The sequence below is a fragment of the Cellulosimicrobium sp. NPDC055967 genome (assembly GCF_042269845.1).
GTDB lineage: Bacteria > Actinomycetota > Actinomycetes > Actinomycetales > Cellulomonadaceae > Cellulosimicrobium.
In genome coordinates, this window is record NZ_JBHJYJ010000010.1 from 23527 (window position 1) to 40921 (window position 17395).

15 protein-coding genes are annotated in these 17395 nt (G+C 72.9%); 7 read left to right on the top strand and 8 right to left on the bottom strand.

The window, feature by feature from the left end:
* Positions 1-115: 115 nt before the first annotated feature.
* The 4 genes from ACFC2L_RS13720 to ACFC2L_RS13735 all read right to left on the bottom strand — a co-directional run bounded on the left by ACFC2L_RS13720 (position 116) and on the right by ACFC2L_RS13735 (position 4437).
* A complete protein-coding gene (locus tag ACFC2L_RS13720; RefSeq protein WP_375824846.1) occupies positions 116-1879 on the bottom strand; it encodes a cytochrome bc complex cytochrome b subunit in 1764 nt (587 codons plus the stop codon).
* Positions 1876-2937, bottom strand: a complete 1062-nt coding sequence (locus tag ACFC2L_RS13725) for a Rieske 2Fe-2S domain-containing protein (RefSeq protein ID WP_375824847.1) — start codon at positions 2935-2937, stop codon at positions 1876-1878. Before ACFC2L_RS13725 ends, ACFC2L_RS13720 begins: the two co-directional genes overlap by 4 nt.
* Entirely contained in the window at positions 2934-3713 is a 780-nt protein-coding gene (locus ACFC2L_RS13730) for a c-type cytochrome (protein WP_375824848.1), read from the bottom strand. Before ACFC2L_RS13730 ends, ACFC2L_RS13725 begins: the two co-directional genes overlap by 4 nt.
* Positions 3714-3786: 73 nt before the next feature.
* Complete coding sequence (locus tag ACFC2L_RS13735) at positions 3787-4437, bottom strand: heme-copper oxidase subunit III (protein ID WP_087472315.1); 651 nt, start codon at positions 4435-4437, stop codon at positions 3787-3789.
* Between the two features lie 319 nt (positions 4438-4756).
* Between ACFC2L_RS13735 and ACFC2L_RS13740 the strand changes: the two genes are divergently transcribed.
* Together ACFC2L_RS13740 and trpD are read left to right on the top strand one after the other, a co-directional pair.
* Positions 4757-5194, top strand: coding sequence for a hypothetical protein (locus ACFC2L_RS13740; protein ID WP_375824849.1), 438 nt, complete (start codon positions 4757-4759; stop codon positions 5192-5194).
* A 33-nt stretch (positions 5195-5227) separates the two neighbouring features.
* A complete protein-coding gene (gene trpD, locus ACFC2L_RS13745; RefSeq protein ID WP_375824850.1) occupies positions 5228-6325 on the top strand; it encodes an anthranilate phosphoribosyltransferase in 1098 nt (365 codons plus the stop codon).
* Positions 6326-6365: 40 nt separating this feature from the next.
* On the opposite strand, the gene ACFC2L_RS13750 is transcribed toward trpD, so the two are convergent.
* Together ACFC2L_RS13750 and ACFC2L_RS13755 are read right to left on the bottom strand one after the other, a co-directional pair.
* Positions 6366-6647, bottom strand: coding sequence for an Lrp/AsnC family transcriptional regulator (locus tag ACFC2L_RS13750; RefSeq protein ID WP_087472312.1), 282 nt, complete (start codon positions 6645-6647; stop codon positions 6366-6368).
* Positions 6641-8485: a DEDD exonuclease domain-containing protein gene (locus ACFC2L_RS13755; RefSeq protein WP_375824851.1), complete on the bottom strand. Its 1845-nt coding sequence runs from the start codon at positions 8483-8485 to the stop codon at positions 6641-6643. The genes ACFC2L_RS13750 and ACFC2L_RS13755 overlap by 7 nt, the downstream gene beginning before the upstream one ends.
* Before the next feature lie 148 nt (positions 8486-8633).
* On the opposite strand from ACFC2L_RS13755, the gene ACFC2L_RS13760 reads away from it, so the two are divergent.
* On the top strand, positions 8634-10037 hold the full coding sequence (locus ACFC2L_RS13760; protein ID WP_375824852.1) for an NYN domain-containing protein: 1404 nt from the start codon (positions 8634-8636) through the stop codon (positions 10035-10037).
* Positions 10038-10124: 87 nt separating this feature from the next.
* Here ACFC2L_RS13760 and ACFC2L_RS13765 read toward each other — a convergent pair whose 3' ends face one another.
* Positions 10125-11942 carry an AMP-dependent synthetase/ligase gene (locus ACFC2L_RS13765; RefSeq protein ID WP_375824853.1) on the bottom strand — a complete coding sequence of 606 codons (1818 nt, stop codon included), beginning with the start codon at positions 11940-11942 and terminating at the stop codon, positions 10125-10127.
* 260 nt (positions 11943-12202) lie between these two features.
* On the opposite strand from ACFC2L_RS13765, the gene ACFC2L_RS13770 reads away from it, so the two are divergent.
* Positions 12203-13150 (top strand): ROK family glucokinase, encoded by a 948-nt coding sequence (locus tag ACFC2L_RS13770; protein ID WP_253050031.1) that lies wholly within the window; start codon positions 12203-12205, stop codon positions 13148-13150.
* A 55-nt stretch (positions 13151-13205) separates the two neighbouring features.
* Here ACFC2L_RS13770 and ACFC2L_RS13775 read toward each other — a convergent pair whose 3' ends face one another.
* Entirely contained in the window at positions 13206-13835 is a 630-nt protein-coding gene (locus tag ACFC2L_RS13775) for a hypothetical protein (RefSeq protein WP_375824854.1), read from the bottom strand.
* A 57-nt stretch (positions 13836-13892) separates the two neighbouring features.
* Between ACFC2L_RS13775 and ACFC2L_RS13780 the strand changes: the two genes are divergently transcribed.
* The 3 genes from ACFC2L_RS13780 (at position 13893) to ACFC2L_RS13790 (ending at position 17393) form a co-directional block, all read left to right on the top strand.
* A complete protein-coding gene (locus tag ACFC2L_RS13780) occupies positions 13893-14678 on the top strand; it encodes a lysophospholipid acyltransferase family protein (protein ID WP_375824855.1) in 786 nt (261 codons plus the stop codon).
* Between the two features lie 125 nt (positions 14679-14803).
* Complete coding sequence (locus tag ACFC2L_RS13785; RefSeq protein WP_375824856.1) at positions 14804-16030, top strand: pyrophosphate--fructose-6-phosphate 1-phosphotransferase; 1227 nt, start codon at positions 14804-14806, stop codon at positions 16028-16030.
* A gap of 13 nt (positions 16031-16043) precedes the next feature.
* The gene (locus ACFC2L_RS13790) at positions 16044-17393 is read left to right on the top strand and encodes a class II 3-deoxy-7-phosphoheptulonate synthase (RefSeq protein WP_375824857.1); all 1350 of its coding nucleotides are present in this window, start codon (positions 16044-16046) and stop codon (positions 17391-17393) included.
* Positions 17394-17395 lie beyond the last annotated feature (2 nt).

Sequence of the window (17395 nt, forward strand, 5' to 3'; positions counted from 1 at the left end):
CACTCTCAGGCGGACGCGGGCGTCCGCGCCCGGGTGCCGAGACGACGACGACCCGCGACCTGTCCACCTCGATGAGGGGACTGGTCGCGGGTCATCGTCCTACTGTGCAGGAACCTCAGGGTCGACGCTCGTCGGCGCCCTTCTCCGGCTCCACGAAGTCGCGCCCACCACCGACGGTGGCGGCACCGGCTTCGATCTGCTCGTGGCTCTCGCCCTCGAGCGCGTCGTGCTCACCGTGCGAGTGCGCGGCCGCGAGCTCGGCGGGCGTCACGGGCTCGATCCGGTCCTCGTAGAAGAACCGCGACAGGCGCTGGAGGCGCTTGTCCTTCTTGTAGCCCTTGCGGCGCACCCCGCGGGAGTCCGTCGCCGGCTCGATCTCGAGCGGCTCGTGGGCCTGGTAGTTGACCCGGAGCCAGCGCTCCTGCTCGTCGAGCGGGCGGTGGACCTCGATGTACTCGCCGTGCGCGAACCGCACGATCCGGCCCGTCTCGTGACCGTGGAGCACGAGCTCGCGGTCCTTGCGCTGCAGGCCGAGGCAGATGCGCTTGGTGATCCAGAACGCGAACCACGGGCCGACGAAGAAGAGGATCCGGAACGCCCACGTGATCGTGTTGATCGACATGTGGAAGTGCGTGGCGATGAGGTCGTTCGACCCGGCGAGCGCCAGGATGATGAACGCCGTGAGGAAGGCGACGCCCAGACCGGTGCGGACCGGGACGTTGCGCGGACGGTCGAGGACGTGGTGCTCACGCTTGTCCTTCGTCACCGCGGCCTCGAGGAACGGGTAGACGAACAGGAACGTGAACAGCAGGCCCGGGACTACCACGGCCGGGATCAGGACGTTGAGGGGCACGGTGTAGTCGCCCCACGTCACGAACTCCGCCTGGCCGGGCATGAGTCGTAGCGAGCCCTCGAGGAACAGCATGTACCAGTCGGGCTGGGCTCCCGCGGACACCGGTGACGGGTCGAACGGACCGTAGTTCCACACGTTGTTGATCGCCATCGTGCCGCCCATGAGGGCGAGGATGCCGAACACGACGAAGAAGAAGCCGCCGGCCTTGGCCACGTACACCGGGAACAGCGGGTAGCCGACCACGTTCGTGTCCGTGCGGCCGCCACCGGGGTACTGCGTGTGCTTGTGCAGCACGACGAAGAAGAGGTGGAGCGCGACGAGCGCGAGGATCAGGCCCGGCACCAGCAGGATGTGCACCGTGAAGAGCCTCGGGATGATGTGCTCGCCCGGGAACTCGCCGCCGAAGATGAAGTACGAGAGGTACGACCCGATGAGCGGGATCGACTTCACGACACCGTCGGTGATGCGCAGGCCGTTGCCGGACAGGACGTCGTCGGGGAGGGAGTAGCCCGAGAACCCGGCGGCGAGACCCATGATCATGAGCAGCATGCCCACGAGCCAGTTGACCTCGCGCGGCTTGCGGAAGGCGCCGGTGAAGAACACGCGCATCATGTGCGTGACGATCGCGGCGAGGAAGATCAGCGCGGCCCAGTGGTGGATCTGCCGCATGAGCAGGCCGCCACGGACCTCGAACGACATGTGCAGCGTCGACGCGAACGCGTCCGACATGAGCACGCCGTTCATCGACGCGGGCTCGCCGTGGTACGTGACGAGCGACATGCTCGGCACGAAGAACATGGTGAGGAAGATGCCCGTGAGGATCAGGACGACGAACGAGTACAGCGCGATCTCGCCGAGGAGGAACGACCAGTGGTCGGGGAAGACCTTGCGCGCGAACTCCTTGACGGCGACGCCGATGCCGGTGCGCTGGTCCAGGTAGTCGGCGGCCTTGCCGGCGGGGGTCGTCGGCGCGGCTGCCTTCGGTGCGGCCGCCTTGGGTGCGGCGGTTCCGGTGCTGGTGGTCACTTCAGACGCTCCCAGAAGCTCGGGCCGATGGGCTCGTGGAAGTCGCTCTGGGCGACCAGGTAGCCCTCGTCATCAACGGTGATCGGCAGCTGCGGCAGGGGCCGCTTCGCGGGCCCGAAGACCACCTTCGCGCTGTCGGCCACGTCGAACGTCGACTGGTGGCACGGGCACAGCAGGTGGTGCGTCTGCTGCTCGTAGAGCGCCACGGGGCAGCCGACGTGCGTGCAGATCTTGGAGAACGCGACGATGCCGTCGTACGACCAGCTCTCTCCGGGAGGGGACTGCTCGGACACGATGTCGCGCGGGTCGAGACGGACCAGCAGGACGACGGCCTTGGCCTTTTCCGTGATCCACTCGTGGGACTGCATCTCCTCCTGGGAGGCCTCGGGGATGATGTGCACGACCGAGCCGATCGTCACGTCCGCCGCCTTGATGGGCCGACCCGAGGGGTCGATCGCGAGGCGCGTCCCGGGCTTCCAGAGCGTGTGCTTGAACTTGGAGACGTTCCAGTCGCCGCCGACGCTCCCGACGAGCGGGACGGCGATGGTGAGCGGGAACAGCGCGAGCGCGGAGATCACCGCGCCCTTGAGGACGCCGCGACGGGCGATGCCCGAGTCCTTGGCGCCGGCCTCGAGCTCGGCGATCGCACCGGCGCGGGTCTCCGCGTCGCTCGCGATCGGGTGGCGCTCGTCGACCTTCTCGTGGTCGGACATGAGCACCTTCGCCCAGTGCACGGCACCCAGGCCGATGCCGAGCAGCGCGAAGGCGATGGCCACGCCGAGCGAGAGCGTCGACAGGCGCACGCCGGCCGTGGTCCCGTCCGGCGGGATGACGAAGTACACGACGAGCGCGGCGATCGTGCCGATCACCGAGAGGCCGAAGAGCGTCGCGACCTGGCGCTCGCCGCGCTTGGACGCCTTCGGGTCGCGGTCGGCCATGCGGCTCTTGTGCTCCGGCAGACCCGGGTCCGGGAACGTCTCGAGGGTGCCGTGCTCCTCGCGGTGCCCGACCTCGCGGTGCGAGGACTCGGGCGACCGGGGGCTCTGGTAGTCGCTCACGAGGACTTCGCTCCGATCCACACTGCGGCCCCGATGAGGAGGCCCATTCCGACGATCCAGGCCCACAGACCCTCGCTGACGGGGCCGAGCGAGCCGAGCGACAGGCCACCGGCCGAGCCCTCGCGCTGGGACTCGAGGAACGCGATGACGTCGCGCTTCTCCTCGGGCGTGACGGTCGCGTCGTTGAAGACCGGCATCGACTGCGGGCCGGTGAGCATCGCCTGGTAGATGTTGCGCTCCGACGTCTCCCACAGCGGGGGCGCGAACTTGCCCTCGGAGAGGGCGCCGCCGGCGCCGACGGCGTTGTGGCACATCGCGCAGTTGGTGCGGAAGATCGCGGCGCCGTTCGCGACGTCGCCGAGCGAGGCGTCGACCTGCTCGTCCGTCGGGATCGCCGGGCCGGCGCCGAGCGAGGCGACGTAGGCGGCGAGCTGCGCCGTCTGCTCCTCGTCGAACTGGCGAGGCTTCTGGATGGCCTGCGGACCGTCCATCTGCATGGGCATGCGGCCGGTGGACACCTGGAAGTCGACCGACGCGGCGCCGACGCCGACGAGCGACGGAGCCGTGTCCGAGCCCTCGGCGTTCGGGCCGTGGCACGTGGCGCAGTTGGCCTGGAACAGCTTCTGGCCGGTCTCGATGTCCTCGGTGCTGGCGGTCTCGGCGTTGGCCGGAGTCGGTGCAAAGGCGGCGTAGACGCCACCGGTGACCAGCAGCGCCAGCAGCAGCAGCACGACCGGCGCGAGGCGGTGGTGTCTGCGGGCGGCGAGTGCCTTCACGAAATGATCCTCGTCTCGCAGGTGGGGGAGCAGGGGGCGGGTGGGCGGGCCGGGGCGGACCCCGGGCGTGTCGTCAGCGCAAGATGTAGATCACGAAGAACAGCGCGATCCACACGACGTCGACGAAGTGCCAGTAGTAGGACGTCACGATGGCCGTCGTGGCCTCGTGGTGCCCGAAGTTCTTGGCCGAGAACGAGCGGCCGAGAAGGAACAGGAAGGCGATCAGGCCGCCGACGACGTGGAGGCCGTGGAAGCCGGTCGTGATGTAGAAGACGGACCCGTAGGGCGTCGAGGAGATCGAGACGCCGTGCTCGACGAGCTCGGCGTACTCGAAGATCTGACCACCGATGAAGAACGCGCCCATGAGGAACGTGAGCGTCATCCACTCGTTCATCCCCCAGCGGTTCACCTGGAAGATCGAGCCGGTGCGCACGGGCTGGAAGCGCTCGGCGGCCCACACGCCCATCTGGCACGTCACCGACGACAGCACCAGGACGGTCGTGTTGATCGCCGCGAAGGTCAGGTTGAGCTTGTCCGCTTGCAGGGCCCACTCGTCGGCGGGCATCACGGCGCGGACCGTGAAGTACATAGCGAAGAGGCCGGCGAAGAACATGAGCTCGCTGGCCAGCCACACGATCGTCCCGACCGAGACGGGGTTCGGTCGGTTGACGCTCACGTGCTGATGGGCGTGGGGGGCAGCCGTTGCGGTCGACACAGGAGCCATTATGGCCGACGAACGGCCGCTTCGCGGCACGCAGACGGCCGCCCGGAGGCGGTGAATCTCACAATGTCTCCAGATCTTCCCACGGAGACCTGCACTTGGTGACGGATCGCTGCTAAGTGCCATGAAACTGGCATGCGCCCGAGGGCGGCCAGGGCCCTTGGTCCCGGGTCCCGCGCCGGTCGGCGCGGGTACCGCGCGAGGGGGTGCTGCGATCCGCTCCGACGTGCCAAGATGCCAGTCGGGACGTGCGCGCCGCGGTGCCGTGGCGCGCCCCTCCCGGACCACCCTGAGGGAAACCACGAAGGCGACGGTGACGACGATGACGACGACCGTGACGACGACGCACGGGGACACGAGCGTGACCCCGCGCGCGCCGCGCATCCTCCTCTACAGCGACGACGTGACGGTGCGCGAGCAGGTGCGTCTCGCCGTCGGTCGGCGGCTGGGTGCGGGTCAGCCGGACATCGAGTGGCTCGAGGTCGCGACGCCGACGACCGTCGTGACCGCGGCGGACGCGGGCGGCTGGGACCTGCTCGTCCTCGACGGGGAGGCCGACAAGGCCGGCGGCATGGGTCTGTGCCGCCAGCTCAAGAACGAGGTCTACCGCTGCCCGCCCGTCCTGGTCCTCACCGGCAGGCCGCAGGACGGTTGGCTAGCATCGTGGTCGCTCGCCGACGACGCGGTGCCCCGGCCGTTCGACGCGGTCGCCCTCCAGCGCGCCGTCGCCGACCTGCTGCGTGCCGCCGGCACGCGGTAGCCGACAGGAGACCGTCCAGCCGAAGGGCCACCCGTGACCGCCACCCCGCACCCCGCCGCCTCGACCACGAGCGACTCGACGGGCACGGGGCTCACGTGGCCCGGCCTGCTGACCGAGCTCGTCGCGGGGCACGACCTCGACGCCGACTCGACCGGCTGGGCGATGGACCAGGTGATGTCGGGCGAGGTGTCGCCCGTGCGGCTCGCGAGCTTCCTCGTGGCGCTGCGCGCGAAGGGTGAGACCGTCGCCGAGCTGACGGGCCTCGCGGACGCGATGCTGGCCCACGCGAGCCGGTTCTCCGTGGACGGTCCGGCGGTCGACATCGTCGGCACGGGCGGCGACCGCGCGCACACGGTCAACATCTCGACCATGGCCTCGCTCGTCATCGCGGGCGCGGGCGTGCGGGTCGTCAAGCACGGCAACCGTGCCGCGACCTCGTCGTCGGGCGCGGCGGACGTGCTCGAGGAGCTGGGCATCCGGCTCGACCACGGCCCCGAGCGCGTGGCCCGCATCGTGCAGGAGGCGGGCATCACGTTCTGCTTCGCGATGGTCTTCCACCCGTCCATGCGCCACGCGGGCGTCGCGCGCAAGGAGCTCGGCATCCCGACGGCGTTCAACGTCCTCGGCCCGCTCACGAACCCCGCGCAGCCGCGTGCGGCCGCCATCGGTGTCGCGGACGCGCGCATGGCGCCGCTCATCGCCGGGGTGCTGGCGGGGCGCGGGACCTCGGCGCTCGTGTTCCGCGGCGACGACGGGCTCGACGAGCTCGCGGCGACGGGCGGGGCGACGGTCTGGGAGGTGCGCGACGGCGTCGTGACCGAGCAGCGGCTCGACCCGGTCGCGGACCTGGGCCTCGCGCCGGTGACGATCGCCGAGCTGCGCGGTGGCGAGGCGGCGCACAACGCCGACGTCGCGCGTCGCTTCCTGGCGGGCGAGGCCGGGCCGGTGCGCGAGACGGTGCTGCTCAACGCGGCCGCCGGGCTCGTCGCGGACGGCACGCTGCCCGGGACCGCGGAGGGGACGCTCGCCGAGCGGCTCCGCGCCGCCTACGAGATCGCGGCGCGCAGCGTGGACACGGGCGCGGCCCGTGAGGTCCTCGCGCGCTGGGCCGAGGCGGCGGCGCGGGACTGACCCCGCGACGGCGGGCCGGCCGGCGGTGCCGGGCGGCCCGTCAGTCGTCGAGGCCGAGCGCGAACGCCTGCTCGAGGTCGACGTTCGAGTAGGCGCGGAACGCGATGAACGTCTCCGTGCGCACGACCCCGGGGACCTTGCTGATGCGGTCCGCGATGACGTCGGCGAGCTGGTCGTGCTCCTGGACGCGCACCATCGCGACCAGGTCCGCCTTGCCCGTGACCGAGTAGACCTCGCTGACGCCGCGGAGGTCCGCGACCTCGGACGCGACCTCGGGGATGCGGTCGGGCTCGGTGTCGATCAGGACGATGGCGGTCAGCATGGTTCCTCCGGGGTCGGGTCGTCGACTGGCGACCACTCTACGGTCACGCCGGGCACCGCGTGCGACAGGTCGGGGCGGTCGCCCGGGTCGGCGTGGCGCGCGACGTCGCGCGCCGTGGCGGCGAGGTCCACGTGCGACCCCGCGGACCGGACCGGGCACGCCCACGGGCCGGTGACGTCGACGATCCGCACACCCGGCTCCTGGAGCCAGGACAGCAGGATCTCGGCCTCGTGGGGGTGGCTCGCCGGGGCGGGCGGCACGGGCGGCGCGACGGTCTCCGCCGTCGCGACGAGGGCGTCGACGAGCGGCCACGGGTCGACGCCGGGCTCGCTCACCCCGGTCGCGGCCAGGCGCGCGTGCCGCACCACGACGATCTCCCACCCGCCCGCGTCTGTCGCGCGGGCGGCGACGAGCTCGGCGCACGCCGCGAGCGGGGCGAGCCGCTGGGCTCGCGCGGCGCCCGTGAGGAAGGCTCGCAGCCGGTGCGTGAGCTCTCCTGCCTGCTCGAACCGTTCGTCGCGCGAGAGCGCGACGATCCGGCGCCCGAGCTCCGCGACGACGTGGGACGGGTCCGACTCGAACGCCTCCCGCACGCCGTCGGCGACGGCCGCGTAGCCGGTGTCGCGCTCGGCGGTCGTGCACGGGGCCGAGCACCGTCCCATCTCGGCGAGGACGCACGCCGTGGCCCCCGGCGAGGCGACGACGGGGAGCCGGCGCGTGCACTGGCGCAGCGGGAACGCGTCGTGGAGGGCGTCGACGGCGGCCTGGGCCTGGTGCTTGGACGCGAACGGCCCGATGTGGGCGGCCGGGGCCCGCACGTCGCGCACGACGGACAGGCGCGGGTACGTCTCGTCCGTGAGCCGGACCCAGGTCATGCGCTCGGGGTGGCGCGACCGCCGGTTGTAGCGTGGCGCGTGCTCCGCGATGAGGCGCAGCTCGCGCACCTGCGCCTCGAGCGGCGTCGCGCACACGACCGGGGTGACGGCGTGCGCGACGCGCACCATCTCGGTGATGCGGCTGCGCTTCTCCGAGCGGGTGAAGTAGGACCGGACGCGGCGCCGGATCGACGTCGACGTGCCGACGTAGAGGACCTCGTCCCCGGGCCCGCGGAAGAGGTAGACGCCCGGCGCGTCCGGGAGTCCGTCCGCGAGGTGCCGCTTGCGCCGGACGTCCTGGGGGACGGGGTCCGTCGCGCCCGCCAGGTCCTCGAGGTGGGTGACGCCCAGCGGCCCGAGCCGCGCCAGGAGCGCGTGCAGGACGTCCACCGTGGCGCGCGCGTCGGCGAGCGCGCGGTGCTCGGGCGTCACCGTGGCCCGGAACAGGGCGGCGAGGGTCGCGAGCTTGTGGTTGGGGGCCTCGTCGCGCGTCACGACGCGGCGCGCGAGCGGGACGGTGTCGAGCACCTGGTTCCCGGGCCACTCGTACTCCGCGGCCCGGCACGCGGCCTTGAGGAACGAGATGTCGAACGGGGCGTTGTGCGCGACGAGCACGGCGTCGCGGGCGAACTCCAGGAAGCTCGGCAGCACGGCCTCGATGCGCGGCGCCGTCGCGACCATGGACGAGGTGATCCCCGTGAGCCGGGCGACGAAGGCGGGGACGGGCACGCCGGGGTCGACGAGCGTCTGGAACTCGCCGAGCACCTCGCCGCCGCGCACCTTCACGGCGCCGATCTCCGTGATGCCGGCGCCCGCGGGCGACCCGCCCGTGGTCTCCAGGTCGACGACGACGAACGTCACGTCGCGCAGGGGCGTCCCCAGGTCGTCGAGCGTGGGCTGGACGGGCACGCCCCGCGGCACGGACCCCTCGCGGGAGGAGGTGAGGAGGGGTCCGGACGACATGGCGGCGAGGTTAGCGACGGCCACCGACACCGTTCGTCGTGTCCCGCGGCGACGCCCTCGGCACGGCATAGGGTGGTGCTCGGGAATCGGGACGATCGGGGACGAAATGTCCGACGGTGCTCCGACGGCAGACATGCAGGAGGCGGGGATGGTGGCCGAGAGGTCGGACGAGGAGGGACCTGACGGCGGCGTCCCGCCGGCGGTGCGCGCGCTGCTCGTCGAGGCCGCCGCGGACGTGCTCGGCACGCTCGACCCGGTCCTCGTCCCCGTGGCCCTGCAGCGGGTCAAGGCCTTCGCCCCGCGCCGGCGCGCGTCGGCCGGGGCGGCGCCGTTGTGGCGCGCCCTGGTCGACGACGCCGGGTTCCGGCACGCGGTCGCCGCCGCCTGGTCGCGCGAGCACGGGAGCGGGACGGGCGCACCGCCGGAGGTGCCGGTCCTCGACGACCAGGGACCGCCCGAGGCTCGCGCGGCGGCGGCGGGCGACGACGTCGTCGCGGCACGGGCCGACGCGGAGGCCACCTCGCCCGCCCTCGTCCGCGAGCGTGCCGCCGGAGCCTTCCTGCTGCGCCCGGACGGCTGGGAGGCGACCGTCGAGAGCGCCCGCGCGCTCGACACGACGCTGCGGACCGAGCGCTCGGAGCGCAGCGAGGTCGCCCGGTTGCGCCGCGACCGCGACCGGTTGGCCGCGCAGGTCGAGGAGCTGCGGGCGCAGACGCGCGACGCCGTGGCACGCGCTGACTCGGCGACGGCGGAGCTCGCGGGCGCGCGGCGCGCCGAGCGGCGGCTGCGGGCGGACGCCGACCGCGCGCGGGCGGAGGCCCGGGCGGCCCGCGAGACGGCGGCGGCCGAGCGCGCGGAGGCGGAGGGGGCGCTGCGCGACGCGCGCGAGGAGCGTCGCGCCGCGGGGGTCGAGCTCGCCCGGGCGCGTGCGGAGAGGGACGAGGCGCGTCGGGCGCGGACGTCGGCGGCCGACGTCGCGACGGCACGCGCGCGGCTCCTGCTCGACACGGTGGTCGACGCGGCGGCCGGGCTCCGGCGCGAGCTCGCGCTGGGGCCTGCCACGACGACCCCGGCCGACGACGTCGCCGCTGCCCTGCCGGACGCGACCCTACGGCCGAGGCCCGGGTCGCGCGGGCGCGCGGCGGACGACCCCGCGCTGCTCGGCGACCTCCTGTCGGTCCCGCGCACCCACCTCGTCGTCGACGGCTACAACGTGACCAAGACCGGCTTCGGGGAGCTCACGCTCGCCGAGCAGCGCGACCGGCTCCTCAGCGGGCTCCTGCGCGTAGCGGCCGGGGGAACCGAGGTCACGGTCTGCTTCGACGGGGCGGACACCGCCGTCCGCCCCGTGCACGCCCCGCGCGGCGTGCGCGTGCTGTTCTCGTCGGGAGAGATCGCCGACGACCTCATCCGGCGCCTGGTCGCCGCCGAGCCCGCGGGCCGTCCGGTCGTCGTCGTGACGAGCGATCGTGCGGTGTCCGACGACGTGCAGGCGATGGGTGCCGTGTGCGTCCCGGCGCAGGCGCTCCTCGCGCGGCTCGCCCGCCGCTGACGCGGCGCCGCACGGCCCTCCCGGCGGGTTGCCGTGGAGGGCCGTGCGGATGGACCCGCCGTGCGGGTGGTCCCGGGGAGACGGACGTCAGCGGACCGGGGCGGGACCGTCGACGTAGATCGCCTCGACGTCGGCCGCGAAGTCCTTGAGCACCTCGCTCCGCTTCACCTTGAGCGACGGCGTGAGGTAGCCGTTCTCGACCGTGAAGTCGGTGGTGAGCACGGTGAACTTGCGGATGGACTCCGCGCGCGACACGGCCTGGTTGGCGCGCGTCACGGCGGCGTCGAGCGCGGCGAGGACGTCCGGGTCCTTGGCCGCGTCCTCGATCGACATGGCCTCCTTGCCGTGCATGCTCGCCCAGCCCGGCAGCCCCTCGGGGTCGAGCGTGACGAGCGCGCCGATGAACGGCTTCTGGTCGCCGACGACGACGCACTGCGAGACGAGCGCGTGGGCGCGGATGCGGTCCTCGAGGACGGCGGGGGCGACGTTCTTGCCGCCCGCGGTCACGATGATCTCCTTCTTGCGGCCCGTGATGCGCAGGAACCCGTCCGCGTCGAGCGAGCCGAGGTCGCCCGTGCGGAACCAGCCGTCGACGAACGCGTCCGCCGTGGCCTGCTCGTTGTTGTGGTAGCCGCGGAAGATGTGGTCGCCCTTCAGCAGGATCTCGCCGTCCTCGGCGATGCGCGCCCCGCAGCCCGGGAGCTGCTCGCCCACCGTCCCGATCTTCGTGGTCGCGGGGCGGTTGACGCTCGTCGGCGCCGTCGACTCGGTGAGCCCGTAGCCCTCGAGGATGCGCACGCCGATGCCGCGGTAGAAGTGCCCCAGCCGGTCGCCGAGCGGCGCGCCGCCGGACACCGCGTACTTCGCGCGGCCGCCGAGCGCGTGGCGCAGCTTCTTGAACACGAGCGCGTCGGCGACCTTGTGCTGCAGGCGCAGCCCGATGCCCGGGCCCGACGGCTCGTCCAGGGCGCGCGAGTAGGCGATCGCCGTGGCCGCCGCCCAGTGGAAGATCTTGAGCTTGCCGCCCGCGGCGGCCTTCTGCTCGGACGAGTTGTAGACCTTCTCGAACACGCGCGGCACCGAGAGGATGTACGTCGGCTTGAAGGTGCCGAGGTCGTCGAGCAGCGTCTTGGTGTCCGGCGTGTGGCCCAGGACCGTCCCGCCGGCCACGACCAGCACGCCGATGAACCGCGCGAACACGTGCGCGAGCGGCATGAACAGCAGCGTGCGACCGCCCGGCTCGCCGAACACCTCCGGCACCGCGGCCACCGCGTTCACGGTGAGCGAGTAGAAGTTCTGGTGCGTGAGCTCCGCGCCCTTGGGGCGCCCGGTCGTGCCCGACGTGTAGATGATCGTCGCGACGTCGGCGAGGTTCGCCAGGCCGCGGCGCCGCGCGATCTCGGCGTCCTCCACGTCGGCCCCGTCGGCCGTCAGGGTCGCCACGGCGCCCGAGTCGATCACGAGGACGTCGCCGAGCGCCGGGACCTGGTCGCGCACCTCGCCCACGGTCGCCGCGTGCGCCTCCGTCTCGACGACGAGCAGCCGGACGTCGGCGTCCGACAGGATCCACTGGACCTGCTCCGCGCTCGACGTCTCGTACAGCGGCACCGGCACCGCGCCGGCCGCCCACGTGGCCCAGTCCAGGAGCGTCCACTCGTAGCGCGTGCGCGACATGATGCCCACGTGGTCGCCCGGCTGGATCCCGCGCGCGACGAGCCCCTTCGCCACGGCGACGACCTCGGCGTCGAAGTCCCGTGCGCTGAGCGCCTGCCACGTGCCGTCGGCGCCGGCGCGGCGCTCGACCAGCGGCGCGGCCGGGTCGGCCGCGACTCGGCTCGCGAGCAGGTCGTTGAGGTTCTTCGACGGATCGACTTCGACGATCCGTGGGGCGCTGATCTCGTCCATTCTGGCTCCAGTGGCAGTAGTCGACGGTGGGAGAACCCTACCCAGTGGCGGTGTGTGCCCGGGACCTGCCGATGTCGGTAGGCTTCAGGTGCTGTGCGCTGCTTGCGCAACGTTTCGCGCGGGCGCGGAGTTCCGGCAGGACCACCCGGGCGCGGGGTCGCGAGCCGTGGTCGTGCGTCGCCCGGCGACGGGCAGCACCTGCAGCGTGAGGCTTCCAGCCAGCGGTTAGTCAGCGGTTACCGAGCGAGTGAGGACGGGACATGCACGCCATCGGTGTGGACATCGGCGGGACGAAGATCGCGGCCGGGGTCGTCGACGAGAAGGGCGAGATCCTCGTCCAGACGCGCCGCGACACCGAGCCCGACGACGTCGCGAGCATCGACCGTGCCATCGCCGACGTGTATGCCGAGCTGACCGCCGAGCACGAGGTCGGCGCGATGGGCCTCGCCGCGGCGGGCTTCGTCAGCCCCGACCGGACGTCGGTGCTCTTCGCCCCGAACATCGCGTGGCGCGAGTACCCGCTCGCGCGCAACGTGCGCGAGCTCATCGGGGGCACCGACGTGCCGATCGTCGTCGAGAACGACGCCAACGCGGCGGGCTGGGCGGAGTTCCAGTTCGGCGTCGCGCGCGACGCGACCGACATGCTCATGCTCACGGTCGGGACCGGGCTCGGGGGCGCGATCGTCGTCGACCGCGAGCTCGTGCGCGGCAAGTGGGGCGTCGCAGCCGAGGTGGGGCACATGCGCGTCGTGCCGGGCGGGCACTACTGCGGCTGCGGCCACGAGGGCTGCTGGGAGCAGTACGCGTCCGGCCGCGCCCTGGTGCGCGACGGGCAGAACGCGCTCATCGCCCAGCCCGACCGCGCGACCCGCCTCCTGGAGATCTGCGGCGGCGACCCGGAGAAGCTCAACGGCCCCCAGATCACGCAGGCCGCCCAGGAGGGCGACGACCTCGCGGTCGAGCTGCTCGCGAACCTCGGCCGCTGGATCGGCGAGGGCGCGGCCTCGGTGACGGCGCTGCTCGACCCGGAGCTCATCGTCATCGGCGGTGGCGTCGGCGCAGCAGGCGACCTGCTGCTCCAGCCGGTGCGCCGCGCGTTCGCGGACCAGCTCTCGGCGCGCGGGCATCGCCCCGAGGCGCGCATCGAGCTCGCCGAGCACGGCAACGAGGCCGGGATCGTCGGCGCGGCGGACCTCGCGCGCCGCTGAGCATCCGTACTCGGACGCGGACCGGCGACCACCTGGTCCTGACGGGGCCCGGGCGTCAGACGACGGCGCCCGGGCCCTCGTCGTCGTCCTCGCGGCGGTGCGGCATGCGCCAGAGGAGGATCGCGAGCCCGGCGAGGAACGCCCCGCCGCCCACCTGCGCGACGATCACCGGGTACGGGCGCACCACGACGAGCACGACGAGCAGCAGCACCGGCACGCCGACGACCAGGGCCCACGCCATGGTGAGGAGCGGGTCGCGGCCCAGGACGAGCGGCGGGTCCGGCGGCACGAAGTGGCTCTCCGCCTCCTCGAGGTCCTCGACCTCCGGCGTCGTCGGCCAGTCGCGGGGACCGCTCGTGCGGACCCAGGGCGCGACGGGCACGGACCCGAGCACGTCGCGGCCCTCGCGCGGCGCGGGCGACGGCCCGTCGGTGCCGTCCGTGGGCCCGCCGCCGTCCTCGGGCCCGCGCGCGTCGTCGTCAAGGTCGGACAGGTCGGAGAGCTCGGCCACGATGCCGGCCCACTGCGCCTCGACGTCGAGCGCCGGCTCGCGCGGCGCGTCGCCCTGCCGGGCGCTCTCGTCGTCGGGCTCGGGGTGCTCCGGACCCCGCGACGCGTCGTCGGGCGTGGGCTCGGGTCCGTCGTCGGGCTGCGGGGAGTCCGGCTGGGCGTTCGGTGCGGCCATAGGAATCACTCTAGAGTCGGATGCACGTCCCGCGCCGGGACCCCGCGAGGAGGAACGTTGTTCTACTGGTTCATGAAGCAGGTGATGGTCGGCCCGATCCTGCGGCTCCTGTACCGTCCCTGGACGCGGGGCGTCGAGCACGTGCCGGACGAGGGCGGGGCGATCCTCGCGAGCAACCACCTCGCGGTGATCGACTCCTTCATCCTGCCGCTCGTGCTCGACCGCAAGGTCCAGTTCCTCGGGAAGTCCGACTACTTCACGGGCACGGGGGTCAAGGGGCGCCTGACGGCCGGGTTCATGCGCGGGGTCGGCACGATCCCCGTCGACCGGTCGGGCGGCAAGGCGAGCGAGGCCGCGCTCGAGACCGGTCTGCGCGTCCTGCGCGAGGGCGACCTGTTCGGCATCTACCCCGAGGGGACGCGCAGCCCCGACGGGCGGCTGTACCGCGGCAAGACGGGCGTCGCGCGCCTCGCGCTCGAGTCGGGCGCCCCCGTCGTCCCGGTCGCGATGGTCGGCACGAACATCGCCCAGCCGATCGGCAAGGTCATCCCCAAGCCCATGCGCATCGGGGTCGTCGTCGGCGAGCCGCTCGACTTCTCCCGCTACCGGGGCATGGAGAACGACCGCTTCATCCTGCGCGCCGTCGCCGACGAGATCCAGTACGCGATCATGCGGCTGTCCGGCCAGGAGTACGTCGACATCTACGCCGCGACGGCCAAGGCGCGCCTCGCCGCGGGGCACACCGAGTCCGAGGAGGCGGGCGGGGCGCCCGGCGGCCGTCCGGCCCCCGACGTCCAGGTCCCGGAACCGCCGCCGGAGCCCGGCGCGGCGTCAGTAGACTGAGCGACGGCCGGTCGCACTTCGCTCACGGTGCCCCTCGCGGGGCACGTGCCCGCCGCCGTCGCCGCCACCCCGCCGGACCGCGTCCGTCCGGCCAGGATCCGTCCTACGAGAGGTTCTGAGTTCACATGTCGGTTCGTCGCGTCGCCCTCCTCACCGCGGGCGGTTTCGCCCCGTGCCTGTCCTCCGCCGTCGGGGGCCTCATCGAGCGGTACACGGAGCTCGACCCGGAGATCGAGATCATCGCCTACCAGTACGGCTACCACGGCCTCCTGACGGGCACGAAGATCGTCGTGGACGAGGAGGGCCGCAAGCAGGCGGGCATCCTGCACCGCTTCGGCGGCTCGCCGATCGGCAACTCGCGCGTCAAGCTGACGAACGCGGCCGACTGCGTCAAGCGCGGCCTCGTCCAGGAGGGCCAGGACCCGCTGCAGGTCGCGGCGGAGCAGCTCAAGGCGGACGGCGTCGACGTCCTGCACACCATCGGTGGCGACGACACCAACACGACGGCGGCCGACCTCGCCGCGTACCTGCACGACAACGGCTACGAGCTCACCGTCGTGGGCCTGCCCAAGACGATCGACAACGACGTGATCCCGATCCGTCAGTCGCTCGGCGCCTGGACCGCGGCCGAGGAGGCGGCGGGCTTCGCCGCGAACGTCATCGGCGAGCACCGCTCGGGCCCGCGCATGCTCATCGTGCACGAGGTCATGGGCCGCCACTGCGGGTGGCTCACCGCCGCGTCCGCGGCGGAGTACCGCAAGTGGCTCGACGCGCAGGAGTGGGCCCCGGCCCTCGGCCTGACACGCGAGCGCTGGGACGTGCACGCGGTGTTCCTGCCCGAGCTCGCGCTCGACATCGACGCCGAGGCCGAGCGCCTCAAGGCGATCATGGACGAGCAGGGCAACGTCAACATCTTCCTGTCCGAGGGCGCCGGCATGCACGAGATCGTCGCGCAGCTCGAGGCGGCGGGCGAGGAGGTCCAGCGCGACCCGTTCGGCCACGTCAAGCTCGACACCGTCAACCCCGGCCAGTGGTTCGCCAAGCAGTTCGCCGACAAGCTGGGCGCCGAGAAGGTCATGGTCCAGAAGTCCGGCTACTACTCGCGCGCCGCGGCCGCGAACGCCGAGGACCTGCGCCTCATCAAGTCGATGACCGACCTCGCGGTCGAGTGCGCGCTGCGCGGCGAGTCGGGCGTCATCGGGCACGACGAGGAGAACGGCGACCGCCTGCGCGCGATCGAGTTCCCGCGCATCGCCGGCGGCAAGGCGTTCGACGTCACGCAGCAGTGGTTCGGCGAGCTGCTCGGCGGCATCGGCCAGCCGCTCGTCGCCGCGGCACCCGCCGCGCACTGATCCGGGGAGCGGGATGACCACCACGAGCGAGCCGGGGACCGACGCCGGGCTCGACCACTTCCGCACGCTCGTCGCGCTCCAGCAGCCGACGTGGCCGGACGAGGCGGCGCTCGACGCCGTCCGGGACCGGCTGGCGGCCTCCGCGCCGCTCGTGGTGCCCGCCGCGGCCGACACGCTGCGCTCCCGCCTGGCCGCGGCCGGGCGGGGCGAGGCGTTCCTCCTGCAGGGGGGCGACTGCGCCGAGACGTTCGCCGAGGCGAACGCCGACCGCATCCGCAACAAGATCCGCACCATCCTCCAGATGGCGGTCATCCTCACGCACGGCGCGAGCATGCCCGTCGTGAAGATGGGCCGGATGGCCGGGCAGTACGCGAAGCCGCGCAGCTCCGACTCGGAGACGCGCGACGGCGTGACGCTGCCCGCCTACCGCGGCGACATGATCAACGGCCACGCGTTCACGCCCGAGGCGCGCGTGCCCGACCCGGAGCGCCTCGTCCAGGCGTACCAGATCTCGTCGGCGACGTGGAACGTCGTGCGGGCCTTCACGAGCGGGGGCTTCGCCGACCTGCGCCAGGTGCACGAGTGGAACCGCGGCTTCATGCGGAACCCGGCCTACGCGCGCTACGAGCAGACGGCGTCGGAGATCGACCGCGCGATCCGCTTCATGGACGCGTGCGGCGCCGACTTCGACGCCCTGCGCACGGTGGAGTTCTTCGTCAGCCACGAGGCCCTCGTCCTGGACTACGAGCGCGCGCTCACGCGCCGCGACACGCGCACGGGCGACGCGTACGACACGTCGGCCCACTTCCTGTGGATCGGCGAGCGCACGCGCCAGCTGGACGGTGCGCACGTCGACTTCCTGTCGCGCGTCGCGAACCCGATCGGCGTCAAGCTCGGGCCGACCACGACGCCCGAGGTCGCGCTGGAGCTCGCGCGCCGGCTCAACCCGGACGACGTCGAGGGCCGCCTGACGTTCGTCACGCGCATGGGCGCGGGGAACGTCCGTGACGCGCTGCCCCCGCTCGTCGAGGCCGTGTCCCGGGCCGGCGTGCCCGTCACGTGGGTCACCGACCCGATGCACGGCAACACCATCACGTCGGCGAGCGGCTACAAGACGCGCCGGTTCGACGACGTCCTCGACGAGGTGCGCGGCTTCTTCGAGGTGCACCGCGCCGCGGGGACCGTCCCGGGCGGGCTGCACGTCGAGCTCACGGGCGACGACGTGACCGAGGTGCTCGGCGGCAGCGAGGAGATCGACGACGCGGGCCTGGCCCTGCGCTACGAGACCCTCGTCGACCCGCGCCTCAACCACCAGCAGTCGCTGGAGATGGCGTTCCAGGTCGCGGAGATGCTTCGCCGCTGAGC

Bases quoted from the DNA above. Each gene is read 5' to 3' on its own strand.
- ACFC2L_RS13770 (WP_253050031.1), top strand. From the start codon at position 12,203: ATGCACGCCATCGGTGTGGACATCGGCGGGACGAAGATCGCGGCCGGG.
- ACFC2L_RS13790 (WP_375824857.1), top strand. From the start codon at position 16,044: ATGACCACCACGAGCGAGCCGGGGACCGACGCCGGGCTCGACCACTTC.
- ACFC2L_RS13735 (WP_087472315.1), bottom strand. From the start codon at position 4,437: ATGGCTCCTGTGTCGACCGCAACGGCTGCCCCCCACGCCCATCAGCAC.
- ACFC2L_RS13750 (WP_087472312.1), bottom strand. From the start codon at position 6,647: ATGCTGACCGCCATCGTCCTGATCGACACCGAGCCCGACCGCATCCCC.
- ACFC2L_RS13760 (WP_375824852.1), top strand. From the start codon at position 8,634: ATGGTGGCCGAGAGGTCGGACGAGGAGGGACCTGACGGCGGCGTCCCG.
- ACFC2L_RS13765 (WP_375824853.1), bottom strand. From the start codon at position 11,942: ATGGACGAGATCAGCGCCCCACGGATCGTCGAAGTCGATCCGTCGAAG.
- ACFC2L_RS13740 (WP_375824849.1), top strand. From the start codon at position 4,757: ATGACGACGACCGTGACGACGACGCACGGGGACACGAGCGTGACCCCG.
- ACFC2L_RS13775 (WP_375824854.1), bottom strand. From the start codon at position 13,835: ATGGCCGCACCGAACGCCCAGCCGGACTCCCCGCAGCCCGACGACGGA.
- ACFC2L_RS13755 (WP_375824851.1), bottom strand. From the start codon at position 8,485: ATGTCGTCCGGACCCCTCCTCACCTCCTCCCGCGAGGGGTCCGTGCCG.
- ACFC2L_RS13785 (WP_375824856.1), top strand. From the start codon at position 14,804: ATGTCGGTTCGTCGCGTCGCCCTCCTCACCGCGGGCGGTTTCGCCCCG.